At 63.5% G+C, this 18,772-nt stretch carries 16 protein-coding genes; 8 read left to right on the top strand and 8 right to left on the bottom strand.

Annotated elements, in window-relative coordinates:
- Window positions 1-94 precede the first annotated feature (94 nt).
- The 4 genes from J5M73_RS07680 to J5M73_RS07665 form a co-directional block, all read right to left on the bottom strand.
- Window positions 95-2,533 (bottom strand): TonB-dependent siderophore receptor, encoded by a 2,439-nt coding sequence (locus tag J5M73_RS07680; protein ID WP_207815287.1) that lies wholly within the window; start codon window positions 2,531-2,533, stop codon window positions 95-97.
- A 90-nt stretch (window positions 2,534-2,623) separates the two neighbouring features.
- The gene (locus J5M73_RS07675; protein WP_115582170.1) at window positions 2,624-3,601 is read right to left on the bottom strand and encodes a FecR domain-containing protein; all 978 of its coding nucleotides are present in this window, start codon (window positions 3,599-3,601) and stop codon (window positions 2,624-2,626) included.
- Complete coding sequence (locus J5M73_RS07670; RefSeq protein WP_102864273.1) at window positions 3,598-4,104, bottom strand: sigma-70 family RNA polymerase sigma factor; 507 nt, start codon at window positions 4,102-4,104, stop codon at window positions 3,598-3,600. Before J5M73_RS07670 ends, J5M73_RS07675 begins: the two co-directional genes overlap by 4 nt.
- Before the next feature lie 168 nt (window positions 4,105-4,272).
- Window positions 4,273-4,767, bottom strand: a complete 495-nt coding sequence (locus J5M73_RS07665; protein ID WP_102864274.1) for a thioesterase — start codon at window positions 4,765-4,767, stop codon at window positions 4,273-4,275.
- Window positions 4,768-5,493: 726 nt separating this feature from the next.
- Between J5M73_RS07665 and mqo the strand changes: the two genes are divergently transcribed.
- The 3 genes from mqo (at window position 5,494) to J5M73_RS07650 (ending at window position 8,970) form a co-directional block, all read left to right on the top strand.
- The gene (gene mqo, locus J5M73_RS07660; RefSeq protein ID WP_102864275.1) at window positions 5,494-7,131 is read left to right on the top strand and encodes a malate dehydrogenase (quinone); all 1,638 of its coding nucleotides are present in this window, start codon (window positions 5,494-5,496) and stop codon (window positions 7,129-7,131) included.
- 265 nt (window positions 7,132-7,396) lie between these two features.
- Complete coding sequence (locus J5M73_RS07655; protein ID WP_207815285.1) at window positions 7,397-8,119, top strand: GNAT family N-acetyltransferase; 723 nt, start codon at window positions 7,397-7,399, stop codon at window positions 8,117-8,119.
- Between the two features lie 68 nt (window positions 8,120-8,187).
- Window positions 8,188-8,970 carry a DeoR/GlpR family DNA-binding transcription regulator gene (locus tag J5M73_RS07650; RefSeq protein WP_102879901.1) on the top strand — a complete coding sequence of 261 codons (783 nt, stop codon included), beginning with the start codon at window positions 8,188-8,190 and terminating at the stop codon, window positions 8,968-8,970.
- Window positions 8,971-8,997: 27 nt separating this feature from the next.
- On the opposite strand, the gene J5M73_RS07645 is transcribed toward J5M73_RS07650, so the two are convergent.
- From J5M73_RS07645 to J5M73_RS07630, 4 genes are all read right to left on the bottom strand, one after another.
- Window positions 8,998-10,326 carry an MFS transporter gene (locus tag J5M73_RS07645; protein WP_207815284.1) on the bottom strand — a complete coding sequence of 443 codons (1,329 nt, stop codon included), beginning with the start codon at window positions 10,324-10,326 and terminating at the stop codon, window positions 8,998-9,000.
- Between the two features lie 154 nt (window positions 10,327-10,480).
- Window positions 10,481-11,674 (bottom strand): L-2-hydroxyglutarate oxidase, encoded by a 1,194-nt coding sequence (gene lhgO, locus J5M73_RS07640; protein WP_115582175.1) that lies wholly within the window; start codon window positions 11,672-11,674, stop codon window positions 10,481-10,483.
- Between the two features lie 114 nt (window positions 11,675-11,788).
- Complete coding sequence (locus J5M73_RS07635; protein ID WP_102864280.1) at window positions 11,789-12,499, bottom strand: FadR/GntR family transcriptional regulator; 711 nt, start codon at window positions 12,497-12,499, stop codon at window positions 11,789-11,791.
- Window positions 12,500-12,678: 179 nt separating this feature from the next.
- Window positions 12,679-13,554, bottom strand: a complete 876-nt coding sequence (locus tag J5M73_RS07630; RefSeq protein ID WP_207815283.1) for a LysR family transcriptional regulator — start codon at window positions 13,552-13,554, stop codon at window positions 12,679-12,681.
- A 137-nt stretch (window positions 13,555-13,691) separates the two neighbouring features.
- On the opposite strand from J5M73_RS07630, the gene J5M73_RS07625 reads away from it, so the two are divergent.
- The 5 genes from J5M73_RS07625 (at window position 13,692) to J5M73_RS07605 (ending at window position 18,641) form a co-directional block, all read left to right on the top strand.
- Entirely contained in the window at window positions 13,692-14,750 is a 1,059-nt protein-coding gene (locus J5M73_RS07625; protein WP_207815282.1) for an agmatine deiminase family protein, read from the top strand.
- Window positions 14,747-15,655, top strand: coding sequence for an N-carbamoylputrescine amidase (gene aguB / locus J5M73_RS07620; RefSeq protein WP_207815281.1), 909 nt, complete (start codon window positions 14,747-14,749; stop codon window positions 15,653-15,655). Before J5M73_RS07625 ends, aguB begins: the two co-directional genes overlap by 4 nt.
- A 1-nt stretch (window position 15,656) precedes the next feature.
- Entirely contained in the window at window positions 15,657-16,778 is a 1,122-nt protein-coding gene (locus J5M73_RS07615; protein WP_207815280.1) for an extracellular solute-binding protein, read from the top strand.
- Between the two features lie 147 nt (window positions 16,779-16,925).
- The gene (locus J5M73_RS07610) at window positions 16,926-18,044 is read left to right on the top strand and encodes an agmatine deiminase family protein (RefSeq protein WP_207815278.1); all 1,119 of its coding nucleotides are present in this window, start codon (window positions 16,926-16,928) and stop codon (window positions 18,042-18,044) included.
- A gap of 138 nt (window positions 18,045-18,182) precedes the next feature.
- Entirely contained in the window at window positions 18,183-18,641 is a 459-nt protein-coding gene (locus tag J5M73_RS07605; protein WP_102864286.1) for a GNAT family N-acetyltransferase, read from the top strand.
- Window positions 18,642-18,772 lie beyond the last annotated feature (131 nt).

Here is an 18,772-nt window from a genome sequence, read left to right as displayed (position 1 = left end):
ACGTCCTCAGGAAGGGGCGGGGCGAGGGCGGATCATACAAAAGCCCGGCGCTGTCTGCAGCGCCCGCAGGGGGGGGCGCTGCGACAAGGCCGATTCAGAACTGCGGTGTGTACTTCACGCTGAGCATGAAGTTGCGTGGATCACCGAAGTTGTTGTTGCCATTCAACTGGTTGTAGCCAGAGATGTAGTAGTGCTTGTCGAACAGGTTGTAGGCGTTCAGTGCCAGGCTCACCTCGTCGTTCAACTGATAGGCGATGCGGGCGTTCCAGACGGTGTAGCCCGGCACCTTGTAGCTGCGTTCATAGCCCAGGGTGTGGCTCTGGCTGGTGAAGCCCAGGCCGGTGCTGACCCGGCTCAAGGCACCGTCCAGCTGGTAGTCGCTCCACACCCGCAGCATGTGCTTGGGGGTCCATTGGCTGAATGTCCGACCCTGATCCTGCGGATCTTCAAGGAAGGTGGTGGTGTTGTAGGTGTAGCCGGCGAACAACTGCAGACGATCCACCACTTCGCCGCTGACTTCGGCTTCCAGCCCCTGGCTGCGCACCTTGCCCGAGGCGGTGGAGCAGTACCAGCCGTCACAGGCGTAGCCCGAGGCGGTGTCCTGTACGGCACGGTTTTTCTGGTCGTAGCGGAACAGTGCCAGGGAGGTGTTGACCCGGCCTTCGAGCAGCTCGCCCTTGAGGCCGACTTCATAGTTGCTGCCAATCACCGGTTGCAGTATCGAGCCGCTGGCGGTGCGCGCGGTCTGCGGCTCGAACACATCGGTGTAGCTGGCATACACCGACCATTCGCGACTCAGGTCGTAGACGATGCCGGCGTAAGGCGTGACTTCGCCGCTGTCGGTCATGGTGGACGGATCGTCCGCGGTACCCTTGTAGCTGATGGCCTGGTAGTTGGTAGCGTCGTAGCGGTAGTCATACCAGCTGACCCGGGAACCCAGCACCAGGGTCAGGTCGTCCATGGGCTTGATCCGCCAACTGCCATACAGGCCTTTCTGGCGGACATCGTACTGACTGTGGGTGCCGCGTCCGCCGGGAGTGTTGAGCAGGCTGTCGTAGCTGACCTTCGGCCGGTCGTGATCGATGGCGAAGATGTTGCCGCCATTGTTGAAGGTGCGGGCGAAGACATCGTCAGTGGTCAGTTTCGAATAGTTGCCGCCCAGGGTGATTTCCTGATCCATGGACAGGCCCTCGAAGCGCCCGGTGAGGTTCATGTCGAGGCCGATCTTGGTGTTGTCGAAGTCGGTGACCCAGTCGGCGTACTGCAGGCCGCTGCCGTCGGCGTTGACGCCCTGGAGGGTGGTCTGGATGCGTTGCTGGATCGAGTCGTTGCTTTCGCTCATGCGCACTGCACCGAGCTTGAAGGTCCAATCCTGGTTGAAGCGGTGCTCCAGGTCGGCGTAGAGCGTGGTGACGTTGATCTGCGAATGATTCCAGCGCGCGCCGCTGTAGGTCGAGCGCGGCAGATTCACCGTGCTGCCGTCGGTATAGCGCGGCAGGCCGCGGAGCATCGGCCGCGATTCGGCCTCGGAGCGACTGGCGGCCAGGCCCAGGGTGGTGTCGTCGCTCAGATCGAAGTCCAGGGACCCGTACAGCGAGTGGGTCTTGCTCCATTGCTTGTCGATGAACGAATCGCTCTGGTCCTCGTCGGCCACCATGCGCCCGCGTACCGTACCGGCGGCATTCAGTGGGCCGCCGGCGTCCAGTTGCAGGCCATAGTGGTCCCACGAGCCGGCCTTGCCGGTCAGGGTCACGGTCGGGGTGTTCTGGCCGCGCTTGCGCACCAGGTTGATCGCGCCCCCCGGGCTGCCGGTGCCCTGCAGCAGCCCCGAGGCACCGCGCAGCACTTCCAGGCGGTCGAAGAAGATCAGGTCCTGGGTCGCCCAGTTGCCCAGAGAGTAGGTGTTGCGCGGGATCGGCACGCCATCGTATTGCCAATCGTCGATCTGGAAGCCGCGGGAGGAGAGGATCATGCCTTTGCCCACCCCTTGCACCCCCACCAGGCCGGTGGTCTGGTTGGCGGCGGCCTTGAGGTCGGTCAGGCCCTGATCATCCATCTGCTTACGGGTCATGACCGTGATCGATTGGGGAATCTCCCGCAGGCTGTGGGTGCCCTTGCCGATGGTCACTGCACGTGCGGCGTAGGAGCCGGAGCCTTCAGTGGTGGTGTCGAGCCCGCTCTCGATGATGCTGGTCATGCCCAGTTGCACGGGGGCACCGTCGGCCGGGAGCGGCTCGACGCTGTAGTGGCCGCTGACGGTGAGCTTCAATTGCAGGCCGCTGCCGACCAGCGCGCTGTGCATGGCCTGCAGCGCAGTCATCCGGCCAATCACCGCCGGGGCCTGCTTGCCCTGGACCAGCGCCGGTTCCAGGGCCAGCACGGCGCCGCTCTGGCCAGCGATGGCGTTGAGCGTCACGGCCAGGGGGGCCGCCGGCAAGTTGAACGACTGGAGCTGCTCCTGGGCCTGAGCCTGGCTGTTCAGGGCAGCCACGGCGAAGGCAGCGGGAAGGACATGGAACCAAGGGTTGCGCACGGAATTCTCCTGATTGTGTTGGCGTGTCAGGAGATAGGTGGGACAAGAAATGAAAACCGGACACAAATAAGAGTGATTTTCAAAAAATATTCATTCTTGGTTGCGGGGGCGGATCAGTGTGAGCCAGGGGCTGTAGCGATCGATCCTGATCGGCAGGGTCTCCGCCAGGGCGCTGAGGGCCCGTTCCGGCTGATCCAGAGGGAACACGCCCTGCACCCGTAGATGGCTGACCGAAGGGGCTACCCGCACGTAGCCCCGACAGTAAGGGCGTAGGGCTGCGACCACCTGCTCCAGGGAGTCATTCAGCACGTTGAGGCGACCGTTGAGCCAATCGCCGCGATACCGCTGATCCTGCTCCAGCAGTTCGATACGTTCGGGGTGCAGCAGGGCGGCCTGCCCCTGTTGCAGATCGCGTTCATCGCCCGTCAGCAGGCGCAGCCGCACCGAGTGCTCCAGCACGACGACCCGGGTGGCGCTGGCTTCCTGGCTCACCAGGAAACGGGTGCCCAGGGCCTGGACCTGGCCCTGGGCGCTGCGCACTCGCAGTGGTCGCCGCGGGTCGGCGGCAACCTGAATCAGCAACTGGCCATGGCGCAGGATCACCAGCCGTTGCTGGTCGTCGAAGCGCAGGTCCACGGCGCTGTCGGCGTTCAGGCTCAGGTGGCTGCCGTCGGCCAGGGTGACGTCCCGACGCTGGCCGCGGCCGGTGCTGACATCCGCCAGCAGGGTTTCGCCATACCGAGTCTGGGCGCCCAGCCACAGGCCGCCGCCCAGCAGGCCGAGTCCGGCCAGGCCGCGCAACAGTTGGCGCCGAGAGCGGCGGGGGCTGAGCAGCAGTTGTCGGGCTTCGCCAGCCTGCCCGGGCACGCGTCGATCAAGAGCACGCAAGGTATTGAATGATGTGCCAAGCCGTTCTTGCAGGTGATTCCAGGCCTGGGCGTGGGCCGGATCGCTGGCCAGCCAGGTGGCCAGGGCTTGTTCCAGGCGCGGGTCCGGATCACCGGCGCGCAGCCGCACCATCCAGTCGATGGCCTGCTCGGTCAACGGGTCCAGGGGTTGCCGGCTCACAGGGCCAGCTCACTCAGGTAGCACTGGCGCAAGGCCTGCTTCATGTAGCGGCTGACGGTGCGTTCGGACAACTCCAGCTTGCGGGCGATGGCCACGTAGCTCAGGCCATCGAGCTGGCTGTAGAGAAACGCGGTCTTAACGATCAGTGGCAGGCCGTCCAGCGCCCGGTCGATGGCCACCAGGGCCTCGACCAGCAGCAACTGCTCTTCGGGGGAGGGTGCCAGCAGTTCCGGCAGGGCAGACAAGCGCTGCAGGTAGGCCTGCTCCAACTGGCGTCGGCGATGGCGATCGAACATCAAACGCCTGGCGATGGTGGACAAGTAGGCCCGTGGCTGCTCGATGCTGTCCGGGTCGACCTCTGCCGCGAGCAACTGGCAGAAGGTGTCGGCGGCGGTGTCTTCGGCGTCGGCGCGATTGCCCAGGCGCCTGTGAATATGCTGCAGCAGCCAACGGTGATGGTCGCTGAAAAAGAAGCCCAGCTTGTTGCTCGAAGATGAATGCACCGTTGCCTGCCGAGATGTGAGTGTGAATCGTTCTCAATACTACAGGGGCGCGCCGGAGGATCGCAATCGTTGTATGTGAGTGCTGAAGTCCTCGCCGGTCATGGCGCTCTGGAGGGGCAGGAGTGGCGGGGCACGCCTGCCAATTTCAGGGGCGAGGCTGCTGTCCGATCAGCTTTCACGACCATGAGCGGCGGCGGCCAGCTGTCCGGTATCGACCCGAACAAACACCGAGTCGCCAATGGCGGTCAGTACATCGCCGGCATACACCTCACAGATCACCCGGCTCTTGCGGCCCACGTCGCCGTCGACCCGGGCCCGCAGGGTCAGCGGCACGCCCATGGGCGTGGGCTTGATGAACTTGATGCCCAGGTTGCCGGTGACGCAGTCGATGCGCGGCAGGCTGCCCGGTTCCCGTTGTTCGTTACGGTAGTGGTAGGCCATGGCGGTCCAGTTGGAGTGGCAGTCCACCAGCATGGCGATCAGGCCGCCGTAGACCAGGTCCGGCCAGCCGCAGTACTGGGATTGCGGCAGGTGCTCGGCGATCACATGCACGCCGTCTTCATGCCAGTGGCTCTTGATCTGCAGGCCGTGGTGGTTGCTGCTGCCGCAGCCGAAACAGACGCCCTCGGGGGCGGTGGTGTCTTGCAGGGAAGTCTCGTGCATGGTTGTTCTTCTTGTCCTTGACGATGGTCTGGCAGGTCTTGCGGCCGGTCATGATGCCTGTGCCATTGCTGACCGCCAAGGCTCAGTGCAGTGCCGAGGCGTAGCGACCGGCCAGCGGCTTTGTGACGCATTGATTGTGGCGAGTGTCGTAGTGCGTCGCGGTTTTTTCGAGGGCCAGGGCAGCCGCTCCGGCCAAGACAGGCTGATGCCGTAATGATATTCTTGCGCTGAATCGGTTCATCGTTTGTGCAGAAATACCTCCCCTATGCTTTGCTTCAAGTGGCCTGTTCGGGTCCTTGCAAGCGCGTGGGAGTGTCTGGGCAAACTCGCCGAATGCAATGTCAGGCAGTGTTCGTCTACCTCCTTTGGTTGACCCCGACCCTTCTTTGTCCTGCTGGCCCCGTGTAGACGGGTGTCAGTGTTGTGCGTCGAATCGAGTCCGGTGTCGGTGAAAGGAGTGGGGCGTCATTGCCCGTTGGTCTACGTCCCGTGACGTGTCCTGAGAAACAAGTGTCACTCAAGTAGCTGAAGCCAAAAACGACAAGAAGTCAGCGCCGGAGCGATATAAAACTGAGGTCGAGCCAGTCTCGTCGGCCTTGTGTGCCCACCCTCCAGTTCTTTTGAATGCGCTCATCCAGGGCCTGCGAAATGCCTGTTTCGCAATGCACTGAGTTCGCAGGATCGAGGATGGGGCGGCGGATGGCGTTCTATCGTAGGTACTACAGAATGTTGAAGAAAGTGAACACGGCCCTGATCGGGCTGGCGATGTCGATAGGCCTCACGTCCGCGCACGCGGCTGAGCCGAAGAAAGTGGATGTGCTGCTGATCGGTGGCGGCATCATGAGTTCGACCCTCGGGGTCTGGCTCAATGAGCTGCAGCCCGATTGGTCCATGGAGATGGTCGAGCGCCTGGATGGCGTGGCTGAAGAAAGCTCCAACGGCTGGAACAACGCCGGTACCGGTCACTCCGCCCTGGCTGAGCTGAACTACACCCCGGAAGGCAAGGACGGCAAGATCGAGATCGCCAAGGCCATCGAGATCAACGAAGCGTTCCAGATTTCCCGCCAGTTCTGGTCGTGGCAGGTCAAGAACGGTGTGCTGAAGAACCCGCGTTCGTTCATCAACTCCACGCCGCACATGAGCTTTGTCTGGGGCGATGACAACATCAAGTTCCTCAAGGCACGCTACGAGGCCCTGCAGGCCAGCCCGCTGTTCAGCGGCATGCAGTACTCCGAAGACGCCGAGCAGATCAAGAAGTGGGTGCCACTGATGATGGAAGGTCGTGATCCGGCGCAGAAGATCGCTGCGACCTGGAGCCCGATCGGCACCGACGTCAACTTCGGCGAGATCACTCGCCAGTTCGTCGCTCACCTGCAAGCCCAGCCGAACTTTGCCCTCAAGCTGTCCAGCGAAGTGCAGGACATCGAGCGCAATGAAGACGGTTCGTGGCGCGTGACCTACAAGAACCTCAAGGACGGTTCGAAAACCGAAACCGACGCCAAATTCGTGTTCATCGGCGCCGGCGGCGGTGCCCTGCACCTGCTGCAGAAGTCGGGCATTCCTGAGGCCAACGAATACGCCGGCTTCCCGGTGGGTGGCTCGTTCCTGGTGACCGAGAACGCCAGCGTTGCCGAGCAGCATCTGGCCAAGGCCTACGGCAAGGCTTCGGTGGGCGCTCCGCCGATGTCGGTTCCGCACCTGGACACTCGCGTACTGGACGGCAAGCGGGTCATCCTGTTTGGCCCATTCGCTACCTTCTCCACCAAGTTCCTCAAGGAAGGTTCGTACTTCGACCTGCTGACCAGCACCACCACCCACAACTTCTGGCCGATGACCAAAGTCGGTATCGAACAGTACCCGTTGGTGGAATACCTGGCCGGCCAACTGATGCTGTCGGATGACGACCGCTTCAACGCCCTGAAGGAATACTTCCCCAACGCCAAGCAAGAAGACTGGCGCCTGTGGCAGGCCGGTCAGCGCGTGCAGATCATCAAGCGTGACGAAGAGAAGGGCGGCGTGCTGAAACTGGGCACCGAGATCGTCGCTTCCCAGGACGGCAGCATCGCCGGTCTGCTGGGCGCCTCCCCAGGTGCCTCGACCGCCGCGCCGATCATGCTCAGCGTGCTGCAGAAAGTCTTCAAGGACCAGGTCGCGACGCCAGCCTGGCAAGAGAAGCTGAAGCAGATCGTACCGAGCTACGGCACCGCCCTGAACGACAGCCCCGAGCGTGTGGCCAAAGAGTGGGCCTACACCGCCGAAGTGCTGCAACTGACCCCGCCACCAGCGGTCAAGGGCGCTGCACCTCAGGCTCCGGCCAGCATGGCCAAGCCAGAGAGCAACCCAGCGGCCGACATGGCGCTGTAAGCCTCGGCCCCGTCCGCGTTCGTCGGATGGGGCGCAGCGGCTGCCACCGTGCAGCCGTATCTTGCATGGGTTGCGGCGATATCCCTGATGTCGTCGCAACTGGCCGGTCTTGCCGGTACCTCTGAAACAGCATCTCCGTATCTTTCTCAACGAGGCTTGAGCCCGACTCAAGCATCTTGTTGGCTGCCTGTGCCTTGCCGTGACGCGGTATGATTGCCGCGCCCGCCGTTGCGGGCACGCCTCAACCCTCGGAGTCACTGTCTCGATGTCCAGCATCACCCTGTTCCAAGCCCCGCCGCCCGAAGCCATCCAGAGCCAGATCCAGCAAATGGTCGTGGACTACATCACCGACATCAGCGCGGTGGCCATTGCCCCGAGCAATCCGCTGTACAACCTGTACCAGTACGGCGTCGGCTACGAAGTGCACCTGTACCTGCAGGCCATGGACGGTTCCCGGGGGATCGCGGTAGAGCTGGTGGTGGCCACCGACACTCAGGACCCTGAGCAGGTGCTGGGCTTCACCCTGTACCTGCCGCTCAAGGACGATCCCCAGGCCTGTGCCGTGGCCTATATGGCGGTGCGGCAAAACCATCGGCGCCAGGGCATTGCCCGGCAGATGCTGGAGGCGCTGCGTGCCCGCTATCCCCATGCCGAGCTGGCCTGTCACGTGACCAAAGTGGAGTGTTTCGAGGCCCTGGGCTTTCAGCTGCTGGGCGCCCGCGGTCCGCAAGTGCTGATGAATACCCGAGACCATGGCAGCGATGGCCTGCTGGCGGTACTGGACGTGGCGCCGATCTACCAATCGGTGGAAGTGCGGCAGATTCACAGCTACCTGCTGGCCCAGCACGGGCGCAAGGCCATGCTGGAAGCGGAGAAGAAGCGCGACCGGCACCTGGACCAGATGACCCGGCAGGCCCAGGCCCTGGTGCGCGAGCGCCTGGGTGAGGCGGCGCTGTACAACGCACGGCCCCCACAATTGATCTCCTGAGCGCGGCTGCTTGTTTTCGCGAGAGGGCTTGGCTAATCTCGCGAAAACACGCAAAAACGGGCAAGAACATGCAAAACCTGCACCCGGCAGCCGAACTGCCCTCCCTGCGTCGACAAAAGATCCTTCTACTGCTGGAGCGCGACGGCAAGGTCATGGCCGCTGAGCTGAGCCGGCACTTCGCGGTTTCAGAAGACACCATCCGCCGCGACCTCGCCGAGCTGGATGCCAATGGCCTGGTGCAGCGGGTGCATGGCGGTGCGCTGCCGCGACCCAAGGACAGCGGCAAGGACTACTTCACGCGGGTCGGCGAAACCAACGAGGCGAAACTGCGTCTGGCGCAGTTTGCCGTGCAATGGGTGCGGGACGGCCAGACGGTGCTGTTCGATTCCGGCTCTACCACCTTGCATATCGCCCAGTCCCTGCCGGCCGATATCCGCCTGACCGCAGTCACCGCTTCGCCAATGATTGCCGTGGCCCTGGCCGAATACCCCGGGGTCAAGGTGATTCTCGTGGGCGGCCAGCTCAACCCGGCCACCCTGTCCGCCAGCGGCCATGAAGCACTGCGGATGATCCAGGGGATCAAGGCCGACCTGATGTTCACCGGGGTCTGTGCGATTCATCCGGAGATCGGCATCAGCTCCCTGCATTTCGATGAAGTGCCGATCAAGCAGGCGATGTTCGACAGCGCCGCCGAAGTCATCGCCGTGACCACCGCCGACAAACTCGGCGCCATGGAGCCCTTTGTGGTCGCACCGTGCAACCGCCTGCAGCGGCTGGTGACCGAGCAGGAAGTGCCAGAGGTGGATATCGAAGGTTATCGCCAGTTGGGGATTGAGGTGCTGCTGGCCTGAGCCGCCCCTGGGTGACTCAACGGGTTGTCAGTTCTTGAACGCCGAGTGCTTGCGCCCCTGGTCGAAGAGGGCAAACACCATCACCAGCACGGCGGCGACCGCGAGGATGATCACCACGCCGTCGGTGGAGTGAGTGGTCGAGGCGGTCACCAGGGATAGGGCGCCCAGTGGCGCCAGGCCGCCGGCAATCGCGGTGCCGATCTCGCGCCCTGTGCCAAAGCCCGAGGAGCGGGTCGCGGTGGGGAACTGGCGGCTGAGGAATGAACCCTGAGGTGCGAACATCATCGGTGCCAGGATGCCGGTGCCGACACCGATGGCGATGTAGATCATCAGGCTCTCGCCGGTATTGAGCAGGGCCAGGAACGGGTAGGCGAACAGCAGCGAGAACACCCCGCCCAGAATCAGCACGGTCTTGCTGCTCCACTTGTCGCAGAGCCAGCCGAAGAAGGGCACGGCGACGATGGCAATCAGGCTGGCGATGGTCACCGACAGCGAAGTGACGTGCACATCGACGTTCTTGTACTGGGTCAGGTAGGCCAGGGAGAAGGTCTTGAAGATGTAGCTCAGGGCGTTGTAGCCGATGGCGACGAAGAACACCACCGCCAGGCCCTTGAGGTCGTTCTTGAACAGTGCCTTGAGGGGCGAGGCCTTGGCCTTCTGGCTTTCCTTGCTCAGCTCCTTGAACTCCGGGGTTTCCGGAATGCTGTTGCGCACCCACAGGCCCACCGCCACCAGGACGATGCTGCAGACGAACGGAATGCGCCAGCCGCCGGCCAGCAGGAACTCGTTGCCGTTGATGGTCAACAGGTAAATGGTCAGCGACGACAGCAGCAGGCCCAGGTTCAGCCCCAGCGCCGGCCAGGCACCTTGGCTGCCGCGTTTGCCTTCGCTGGCGTGTTCATAGGAGGTGACCGCCGCGCCCGACAGTTCGGCGCCGGCCCCCAGGCCTTGGATGATGCGGATCGCCACCAGCAGGATCGGTGCCCAGATGCCGATGGAGGCGTAGCTGGGGATCAGGCCAATCAGTGCGGTGCACACGCCCATCAGGCAGAAGGTCAGCACCAGCACCTGCTTGCGGCCGAACTTGTCCCCCAGGTAGCCGAACAGGATGCCGCCGAAGGGACGGGCGATAAAGCCGATGGCAAAGGTGGAGAAGGCCATCAGCGTGGCGCTTTTCGGGTTGCTGTTATCGAAGAAGATCTTCGAGAAGACGATGGCCGCCATGGTGGCGTAGAGGTAGAAGTCGTACCACTCCAGCATCGAGCCGAAGATGGTGGCCGCCGCGACCTTGCGCAGGCGTTTCTGGGTTTGTTGTGGGGTTTCCGCTGCAGTAATGCCGGTTTCAACTGCGGTCATTGTGTACATCCTCTTGGATCATTGTATTTATTGTCGAGTTGACGCGGGTCTTGCTCGGTGTGCCCCAAAGGGACTGCCGAGGGGTATTCCGGCGGCACGGGGCCCCGCAGACAGCGCAGCTGCGCTGTGCAACAAGGCGTGCCGCGCCTGTGTTTCAGTCGGCCTGGAAAATCTTGTCGGCAATCATCGAACCAATGGGAATCGCCGAGGTGGCGGCGGGCGAGGGCGCGTTGCATACGTGCAACATGCGTGGGGTCTGGGCGAACAGGAAGTCGTGCACCAGGCTGCCGTCACGCATCACTGCCTGGGCGCGAATCCCCGCCTCGTAGGGCAGCAGGTCGGAGACTTCCAGGGACGGGCAGTACTTGCGGCACTGCTCCAGATAGCCGGACTTGAACAGCGAGTTCTTCATCTCCGTGGTGCCGGAACCCAGGTTCTGCCAGATGGTTTTCCAGAACCCGGGGAAGCTGGCGTACTGCGCCACGTCGCGCCAGTTGATGGAGAACTTCTTGTAGTTCTCCCGGCCCAGGCCCAGCACCGCATTGGGGCCGACGGTGACGCTGCCATCGATCATGCGGGTCAGGTGCACGCCGAGGAATGGCAGCTCCGGGTCGGGGATCGGGTAGATCAGGTGATTGACGATGTTGTTCTTCGAGGCCGGCAGGCGGAAGTATTCGCCGCGGAAGGGGATGATCTGGTGGTCGATCTTCACCCCGGCCAGGGTCGCCAGGCGATCCGATTGCAGGCCGGCACAGACCACCAGTTTCTTCGCCTGCCAGCTGCCGCCATGGCTGTTGACCGTGACGCTGTCGGCGTTTTCCTGGATCGCGGTCACGGTCTGGCTGAGGCAGATTTCTCCACCGTCGCGGCGGATCACCCGGGCCATGGTTTCGCAGACTTCGCGGTAGTCGACGATGCCGGTGGCGTCGAGGAACAGCCCGCCGAGGCCGACGATGTTCGGCTCACGCTGACGCAGTTGCTCGGCGTCCAGGCGCTCCACCTTCAGGCCGTTCTGTTGTGAGCGCTGGTACAGGGCTTCCATGCGCTGCATTTCCAGGGCGTTGGACGCTACCAGCACCTTGCCGCAGACCTCGAACTTGATTCCGTGCTCGCTGCAGAACTGCTTGGTGGCCTCGGCGCCGCGCTTGCACAGGTCGGCCTTGAGGCTGCCCGGCGCGTAGTAGATACCGGCGTGGATCACCCCGCTGTTGTGACCGGTCTGGTGCCGGGCCAGGACATTTTCCTTTTCCAGGATCACCAGCGAGGCGCCCGGCTGGCGCTTGAGGATTTCCATGGCCGTGGCCAGTCCGACGATGCCGCCGCCGATGATGCAAAAGTCATAAATCATGGTTCTGGGTACCTTGGATCAAACGGTTTCAAGTCTGGTTATCAGGTTGTCAGACTAAGTGTTCCGATAAAAAACCGCAGGCTAGCGCTTGCGGCTTGAAGCGTGTTGCAGGTGTCAGTCGAGGGTTGGCAGCTCCAGGTCCAGGCGCTTGGCCGCGGCACGCAAGTGAGCATCGGCACAAGCGGCGGCGGCCTGGCGATCACCGGCGGCAATGGCCTGGTACAGCGCCTGGTGTTCCTGGGTGGCATCGGCGGAACCGCCGACCTGGCGCCGCGCCGAGTTTTCCCAGGCGGCCTTGCGGGCGCTGGTTAGCTGGCTGCGGAGAAAATCATGGAAGGCCACGAAGTAGTCGTTCTTGCTGGCCTCGGCGATGGCCCGGTGAAACTCCACGTCCGCCAACCCCGCGGCTTCGAAATCGCTGCGCTTGTCGTGCATTTCCTGCAGGGCTTGCTGCATGCGCTGCAGATCGGCGGCATCGCGGCGCTGGGCGGCAATCGACGCAGCCTGGGTTTCGATCCACAGGCGCATCTCGAACATCTGCGCCAGATCCGGCAGGCGGCCATCGGCCTGGGGGAAGCGGAACACCGTGCCGGCCGGGGTCTTGGAAATGTACGACCCCAGGCCGCGCCGGGCGATCAGCACGCCATCGGCCTTGAGCTGGGCAATGGCTTCGCGCACCACCGAGCGGCTGACATTCAGCTGCTCGGCCAGTTGCTGTTCAGTGGGCAGGCGCGACTCGGGAGCCAGGCGGCCGGAGTCGATCTCGGTACGGATCGCATTGACCACACGCACAACGAGAGAGTCGGGACGCTGGAGTTCGAGCATGGAGAAACCTTGGTAGTCAGGTTGTCAGACAATAGCGGGTGGGATTTTTCACTGTCAAGAAAAAACCACGGTGCAGCGGCGCCGGTAACCGCTAGAGCCCAGGCGCCGCGTGCTCAGGCGTTGCCTGGGCTGCCACTCGCTGGCGCTGGGCAATGCCTCCGGGCGCCGGGCGGGCGGGGTCACACCGCGTCCTCGTTGCCGCGCAGCAGTGCTGCTTGCAACCACTCACAGAAGCTTCGGGTCAGTGCACTGCTCTCGCTGTCCCGATGAACCAGCCAGGCCCAGGTCGGGCCGCGCACGCTCTGTTCGCACAGGGGCACCAGCAGGGCCTGACGGCGGGCCTGTTGCGCCAGCAACTGGCTGACCAGGGCAATCCCATGGCCGGAGCAGGCGGCGTCCAGGAGCAACCCGGGATCGGAAAAATTCAGGCCGTTGCTGCGCTGGCCGATGTCTGTACCGCCTTCCACCACCCAGTGGCTCCAGTCCATTTCCCGTTCGCCATGCAAGGTGGTGCGTAGCTCCTGGGGCTGCTCCAGCAGGGACGGGTGACAGGCCGGGTACAGACGGTCGTGGTACAGCTCCAGGTAGCTGCACTCGGCCTGGGCGCTGAGGTCGTCGCGCAGGGTCAGGTCGATGGTCTGGGTGCTCATGTCCGGCGGTTCGAAGCTGGTGAACAGCCACAGGTCCACCTCGGGGTGCAGGCGATGGAACTCCCCCAGGCGTGGCAGCAACCAGTGACGGGCAAAGGCTGGGCTGGTATTGACCACCAACTGATTGGGCTTGCGGTACTGCTCGAGGCGACGGATGCCCACCGCCAGTTGTTGCAGCAGCGACTGGGTGGTGCTGCGCAGGTCATGCCCGGCATCGGTGAGGGTGACGCTGCGGCCGCTGCGGTGGAACAGCGGCTGTTCGAGGAAGGTTTCCAGGCTGCGGATCTGCTGGCTGATGGCCGACTGGGTGAGGTGCAGCTCTTGCGCGGCCTTGTGGAAACTGCCCAGGCGCGCGGCGGCTTCGAAACCGCGCAGGGCATTCAGGGGAGGCCAGTGTTTCAACATGATTGATAAGCCTTGCTGATCAGAATTGCGCTAAATCTATCGTTTGTTGAGGGTTTTTCAAAGTCATAGCATGGGCGCAATGGTTCGACCCTGTTGGTCGATTGATAAAAAAACCTTACTTCAGAGGTGCAGCGCCCATGTTCAGCAATCACCATCAAACCCAGGGTTGGAGGATGCCCGCCGAGTGGGCGCCCCAGGCCGCGACCTGGATGGTCTGGCCCCACAATCAGGCCCTGTGGGAGTCGGTCTGGGGCGTGACCCTGGCCGATGTGCAGGCGGATTTTGCGCGGGTGGCCAATGCCATTGCCCGTTTCGAGCCGGTGAAACTGGTGGTGGACCCGGTGGCTCTGGACAGTGCCCGCACGCTGTGTGGCGACAATGTCGAGCTGATTGCCCAGGCGGTGAATGACAGCTGGTGCCGCGACTCCGGACCGAGTTTTATCTGTCATCCGCAGCAAGGCCTGGCCGGGGTCAGTTGGCGCTTCAATGCCTGGGGTGAAAAATCGGCTCACGACCTGGATCGAAGCCTGGCTCGGCGCCTGCTCGACGAGCTGGGGCTGCCCAGTTTCGGTAGCCCGCTGGCCAACGAAGGCGGTGCCATCCATGTGGACGGCGAGGGCACCCTGATCACCACCGAGTCGGTGCTGCTCAACCCCAATCGCAACCCGGGCCTGAGCAAGGCCGAGATCGAGGACGTCTTCAGCCGTTTGCTGGGGGTGCAGAAAACCATCTGGCTGCCGGGTGACCCGGACCATGTCACCGGTGACATGACTGATGGCCATGTCGACGGGGTGTGCGCCTTCGCGCGCCCAGCGGTGTTGTTGGTGGATGCTACCCACGATCAGGAGTCGGTGTACGCCGAAGTGGTGCGCGAGAACCGCCGGGCCTTGGAGCTGGCCCGGGATGCCCAGGGGCGCAGCTTCGAACTGATCGAACTGTTCGAAGCCAGTGCTGCGGTGGATGCTCGGGCCGAGGTGTTCTGCGCGTCCTACACCAACTTCTACCTGGCCAATGGCGCGGTGATCATGCCGGCCTACGGCATCGCTGCCGATCAAGCGGCGGCCCAGGTGTTGTCCCGGGCTTTTCCCGGGCGGGAAGTGGTGCCGGTACGGATCAACCACCTGGCCCACGGCGGCGGTGGCGTGCACTGCATCACCCAGCAGCAGCCGCTGTGGCCGCTGGAGGTGCTGGCATGAGCCCGTTGATCGTCGCTACCGTCCAGATGCCCTGTACCTGGGACTTGCCAGGCAACCTCGATCGCGCCGAACAACGGGTGCGGGAAGCGGCGGCCCAAGGTGCCCAGGTCATCCTCCTGCAGGAACTGTTCGCCACGCCGTACTTCTGCATCGAGCAACAGCACCAGCACCTGGCCCTGGCCGAGGACTATGCCGGCAGCCAGGTACTCAAGCGCTTCGCCGCCCTGGCCCGGGAGCTGGGGGTGGTGCTGCCCCTGAGCTGGTTTGAGCGGGCCGGCACGGCCTACTTCAATTCCCTCAGCGTCGCCGACGCTGACGGACGCCTGTTGGGGGTGTACCGCAAGACCCATATCCCCAACGCGGTGGGTTATCAGGAGAAGGAATACTTCAGCCCAGGCGACACCGGTTTCCGGGTCTGGGATACGGCTTACGGACGCCTGGGGATCGGCATCTGCTGGGACCAGTGGTTTCCCGAGACCGCCCGCTGCCTGGCGTTGCAAGGGGCCGAGGTATTACTGTTTCCCACCGCCATCGGTTCTGAGCCGGGAGCGGCCGATCTTGATTCCCGGGACCACTGGCAGATGACCATGCGCGGCCATGCTGCGGCCAATCTGCTGCCCGTGGTAGCGGCCAACCGCATCGGCCGCGAAGTGGCCACCAGCGATCCGACGCTGCATATGGATTTCTATGGCTCGTCCTTTATCTGCGATCACAAGGGCAGCCTGCTGGCCGCGGCTGATCGCACGACCGACGGCGTGCTGTTGCACAGCCTGGACCTTGCGGCCATGGCCGAAGAGCGCCGCACCTGGGGCATCTTCCGTGACCGGCGCCCGGAGATGTACGGCCCCCTGCTGAGCCTCGATGGACAACGCATCCACCCCCACTGGAATACCCGGGAGGCATGATATGCAACCGACTGGCAAACCCCGCTTGCAGGCACTCGGCTGGTTGCTCGCCGCGACCCTGGTATCGACCCAGGCCCGGGCCGAAGCCGAGGACAAGACCCTGCGCCTGTACAACTGGGCCGACTATTTCGCCGCCGATACCCTGAGTCGCTTTACCGCCGAAACCGGGATCAAGGTGATCTACGACGTCATGGAAGGCAGCGAAGTGCTGGAAGCCAAGCTGATGACGGGCGGCAGCGGCTACGACCTGATCTTCCCCGGCGACACCGTGGCCGAACGGCTGATGCGCGCCGGCAGCCTGCAGACCCTGGCCCCGAGCAAGCTGAGCGGCCTGGACGACATCGAGCCCGGTCTGCAAAAACTGCGGACCCAGTACCCCCGCGCCAGCCAGGCGACGGTGCCCTACACCTGGGGCACCATCGGCTTGACCTACAACGCACAGCAGGTCGCCGAGCGCCTGCCCAATGCCCCGGTGAACAGCCTGGACCTGTTGTTCAAGCCGGAGCTGGCGAGCAAGTTTGCCGATTGCGGAATCTCGGTCATCGACTCGCCGGATGAAGTGCTGGCGGTGGCGCTCAACTACCTCGGGCGTGAACCGCGCAGCGCCAAGCCGGCGGATCTGCAGGCCGCCGGCGAACTGCTGGGGAAGCTGCGGCCCTACATCCGCAAGTTCCAGTCGCAGCCAGTGACCGACCTGGTCAACGGCAATCTGTGCCTGTCTCTGGGTTACAGCGGCGACATGACCCAGGCCCAGCGCGCTGCCGATGCCGCGGGGAAAAAGGTCGACTTCCAGTACCGCATCCCCCGTGAAGGCACCACGGTGTGGATGGACACCATGGCGATCCCCAAGGACGCCCGGCACCCGGAGTACGCCTATGCCTTTATCAACTTCGTCATGCGCCCGGAGAACATGGCGGCCATCAGCAACTCCACCGGCTATCCCACGGCCAATGCCAAGGCCCGGCCCGCTGTCGATCCGCAGATGCGCGACAACCCGGACATCTACCCGGATCAAGCCAGCTTCGAACGCCTGATCCCCGGCCGGGACATCCCACAGGCCGACATGCGCGCCCGAATGCGCGCCTGGACCAAGTTCAAGACCGCGACAGCACCAAGCCCCTGAACCCGGGCCGGCAGGCCGCGGTGCGGTTCGCCGGCAAGTCGGCTCCTACATTGTCCGGGTAGGAACAGGCTTGCCCGCGAAGGCGCCCGTGAGCACCTCGCCTGCTTTTGTACCCCCTTCAGCAAACCCCACCCAGAGAATTGCCCCATGCCCACCCGACGTGTACTTATCAAACAGGCCTCGCTGCTGGTCGCAATCACCGCCATGACCAGCCTGGGCCTGGGCTCCCGCCAAGCCCGAGCCCAGGAGCAGGACGACTGGTACCTGCCTGACGAAGGCGACCGCCAGCAGCGGGCCTTCATGGCCTTTGGCGCCCAGGACGCGATCTGGGAAGACTTCACCTCTGATGTCCAGCAAGCCCAGGGGCGCATCGCCCGCGCCATCGCCGTCCATCAACCCCTGACCCTGTTCTGTCGTGAAGAGGAGCGCGACCTGGCCGAAACACTGTGCGGGACGCACAACATCAGCTACGTGATCACCGAGCTGGACGATATCTGGATGCGCGATATCGGCGCCAACTTCGTCACCAACGCCCAGGGCCAACTGGGCGCGGTGGACTTCAACTTCAATGGCTGGGGCAACAAGCAGCGCCACGCCCGGGATGCCCGGCTGGCGAGGCAAATGGCCGACGCCGCCGATGCCCGGTACCTGCGCAGCGAGCTGGTAGGCGAGGGGGGCGGTATCGAGGTGGATGGCCACGGCACCGGGATCATGACCGAAAGCAGCTGGATCAACAGCAACCGCAACCCGGGTTGGAGCAAGGCCGAGGTGGAGGCTGAACTCAAGGCTTGTCTCGGCTTGCGCAAGATCATCTGGCTACCGGGGATCAAGGGCCGGGACATCACTGATGCCCATGTCGACTTCTATGCACGTTTCGTCAGGCCCGGGGTGGTGGTGGCCAACCTCGACAACGACCCGGACTCCTACGACCACCAGGTGACCCTCAAGCACCTGGAGATCCTGCGCAATGCCACCGATGCCGATGGCCGCAAGCTGCAGCTTCACACCCTGTCGCCGCCGCTGAACCCGCGCAAGACGCGCTTCAGCCGGGGCAACGACGATTTTGCCGCGGGCTACATCAACTACTTCGTGATCAATGGCGCGGTGATTGCCCCGCAGTTCGGCGATCCGGCGGCGGATACCAAGGCCCTGGCCCTGCTGGAGAGCCTGTACCCCGGGCGGCAAGTGGTGCAGTTGGACATTGACGCCATCGCGGCGGGAGGCGGGGGAATCCACTGCGTGACCCATCAGCAGCCCGAGGTGTGAGGTTCGAGGGCGCTGGCAAAAGTGGTCTGCTCCTTTCGATTGAACTGGACTGATCAAGCCCTCCACTCAAACCATAAGCTGGCGCTCCTCACCATCCAGGGGTTGACGTCTGGAGTGGGTTTTCAACAGGAGAGTGCAATGAGTGATCAACAACACGCAGTGACGATACGACCGATTCAGCCTGGCGATTATCAGCAGTGGTTGCAGTTGTGGCTGGCGTATCAGGATTTCTATCAGGTGACGCTGGATGAGCAGGTCAGTGTGGTTGCCTTCGAGCGTTTCTGCGATCCGCAAGAGCCGGTGTTTTCAGCGGTGGCGGTGCAGGGTGATGAGCTGATCGGTTTCGTCAACTCGGTGTTGCACCGTTCGACCTGGGCGGTAACCGACTTCTGTTATCTGGAGGACCTGTATGTCGCACCGGCAGTGCGGGGCAGTGGTGCGGGGAAACTGTTGATCGAGTGGGTGCAGGCCTTTGCCCGGGAACAGCGGTGTGGGCGCTTGTATTGGCATACCCAGGAGAGCAACAAGCGTGCGCAGAGGTTGTATGACTGGGTGGCGCACAAGCCTGGGGTTATTGAGTATCGGATGGGGTTGTGAGGAAGAGCGGGGGCTTTGGGGATTTTTTGGGGGGCATATCCGTTGCTGCGGGTGTGGCGGCTGGCGGTTTCGCCCTTACGGCGAGTCACTTTGGGGCCCCAAAGTAACCAAAGGGCTTTGCCCCTCCACTC

Source organism: Pseudomonas sp. 50_B, from assembly GCF_017491625.1.
Lineage (GTDB): Bacteria > Pseudomonadota > Gammaproteobacteria > Pseudomonadales > Pseudomonadaceae > Aquipseudomonas > Aquipseudomonas danubii.
Note: the sequence above shows the minus strand (reverse complement) of the source record. Positions and strands in the feature narration are given on the sequence as shown.

What these genes read in the sequence shown, in the direction of transcription:
- J5M73_RS07665 (WP_102864274.1), bottom strand. Translation starts at nt 4,767, where the DNA reads ATGCACGAGACTTCCCTGCAAGACACCACCGCCCCCGAGGGCGTCTGT.
- mqo (WP_102864275.1), top strand. Translation starts at nt 5,494, where the DNA reads ATGTTGAAGAAAGTGAACACGGCCCTGATCGGGCTGGCGATGTCGATA.
- J5M73_RS07655 (WP_207815285.1), top strand. Translation starts at nt 7,397, where the DNA reads ATGTCCAGCATCACCCTGTTCCAAGCCCCGCCGCCCGAAGCCATCCAG.
- J5M73_RS07650 (WP_102879901.1), top strand. Translation starts at nt 8,188, where the DNA reads ATGCAAAACCTGCACCCGGCAGCCGAACTGCCCTCCCTGCGTCGACAA.
- J5M73_RS07645 (WP_207815284.1), bottom strand. Translation starts at nt 10,326, where the DNA reads ATGACCGCAGTTGAAACCGGCATTACTGCAGCGGAAACCCCACAACAA.
- lhgO (WP_115582175.1), bottom strand. Translation starts at nt 11,674, where the DNA reads ATGATTTATGACTTTTGCATCATCGGCGGCGGCATCGTCGGACTGGCC.
- J5M73_RS07635 (WP_102864280.1), bottom strand. Translation starts at nt 12,499, where the DNA reads ATGCTCGAACTCCAGCGTCCCGACTCTCTCGTTGTGCGTGTGGTCAAT.
- J5M73_RS07630 (WP_207815283.1), bottom strand. Translation starts at nt 13,554, where the DNA reads ATGTTGAAACACTGGCCTCCCCTGAATGCCCTGCGCGGTTTCGAAGCC.
- J5M73_RS07625 (WP_207815282.1), top strand. Translation starts at nt 13,692, where the DNA reads ATGTTCAGCAATCACCATCAAACCCAGGGTTGGAGGATGCCCGCCGAG.
- aguB (WP_207815281.1), top strand. Translation starts at nt 14,747, where the DNA reads ATGAGCCCGTTGATCGTCGCTACCGTCCAGATGCCCTGTACCTGGGAC.
- J5M73_RS07615 (WP_207815280.1), top strand. Translation starts at nt 15,657, where the DNA reads ATGCAACCGACTGGCAAACCCCGCTTGCAGGCACTCGGCTGGTTGCTC.
- J5M73_RS07610 (WP_207815278.1), top strand. Translation starts at nt 16,926, where the DNA reads ATGCCCACCCGACGTGTACTTATCAAACAGGCCTCGCTGCTGGTCGCA.
- J5M73_RS07605 (WP_102864286.1), top strand. Translation starts at nt 18,183, where the DNA reads ATGAGTGATCAACAACACGCAGTGACGATACGACCGATTCAGCCTGGC.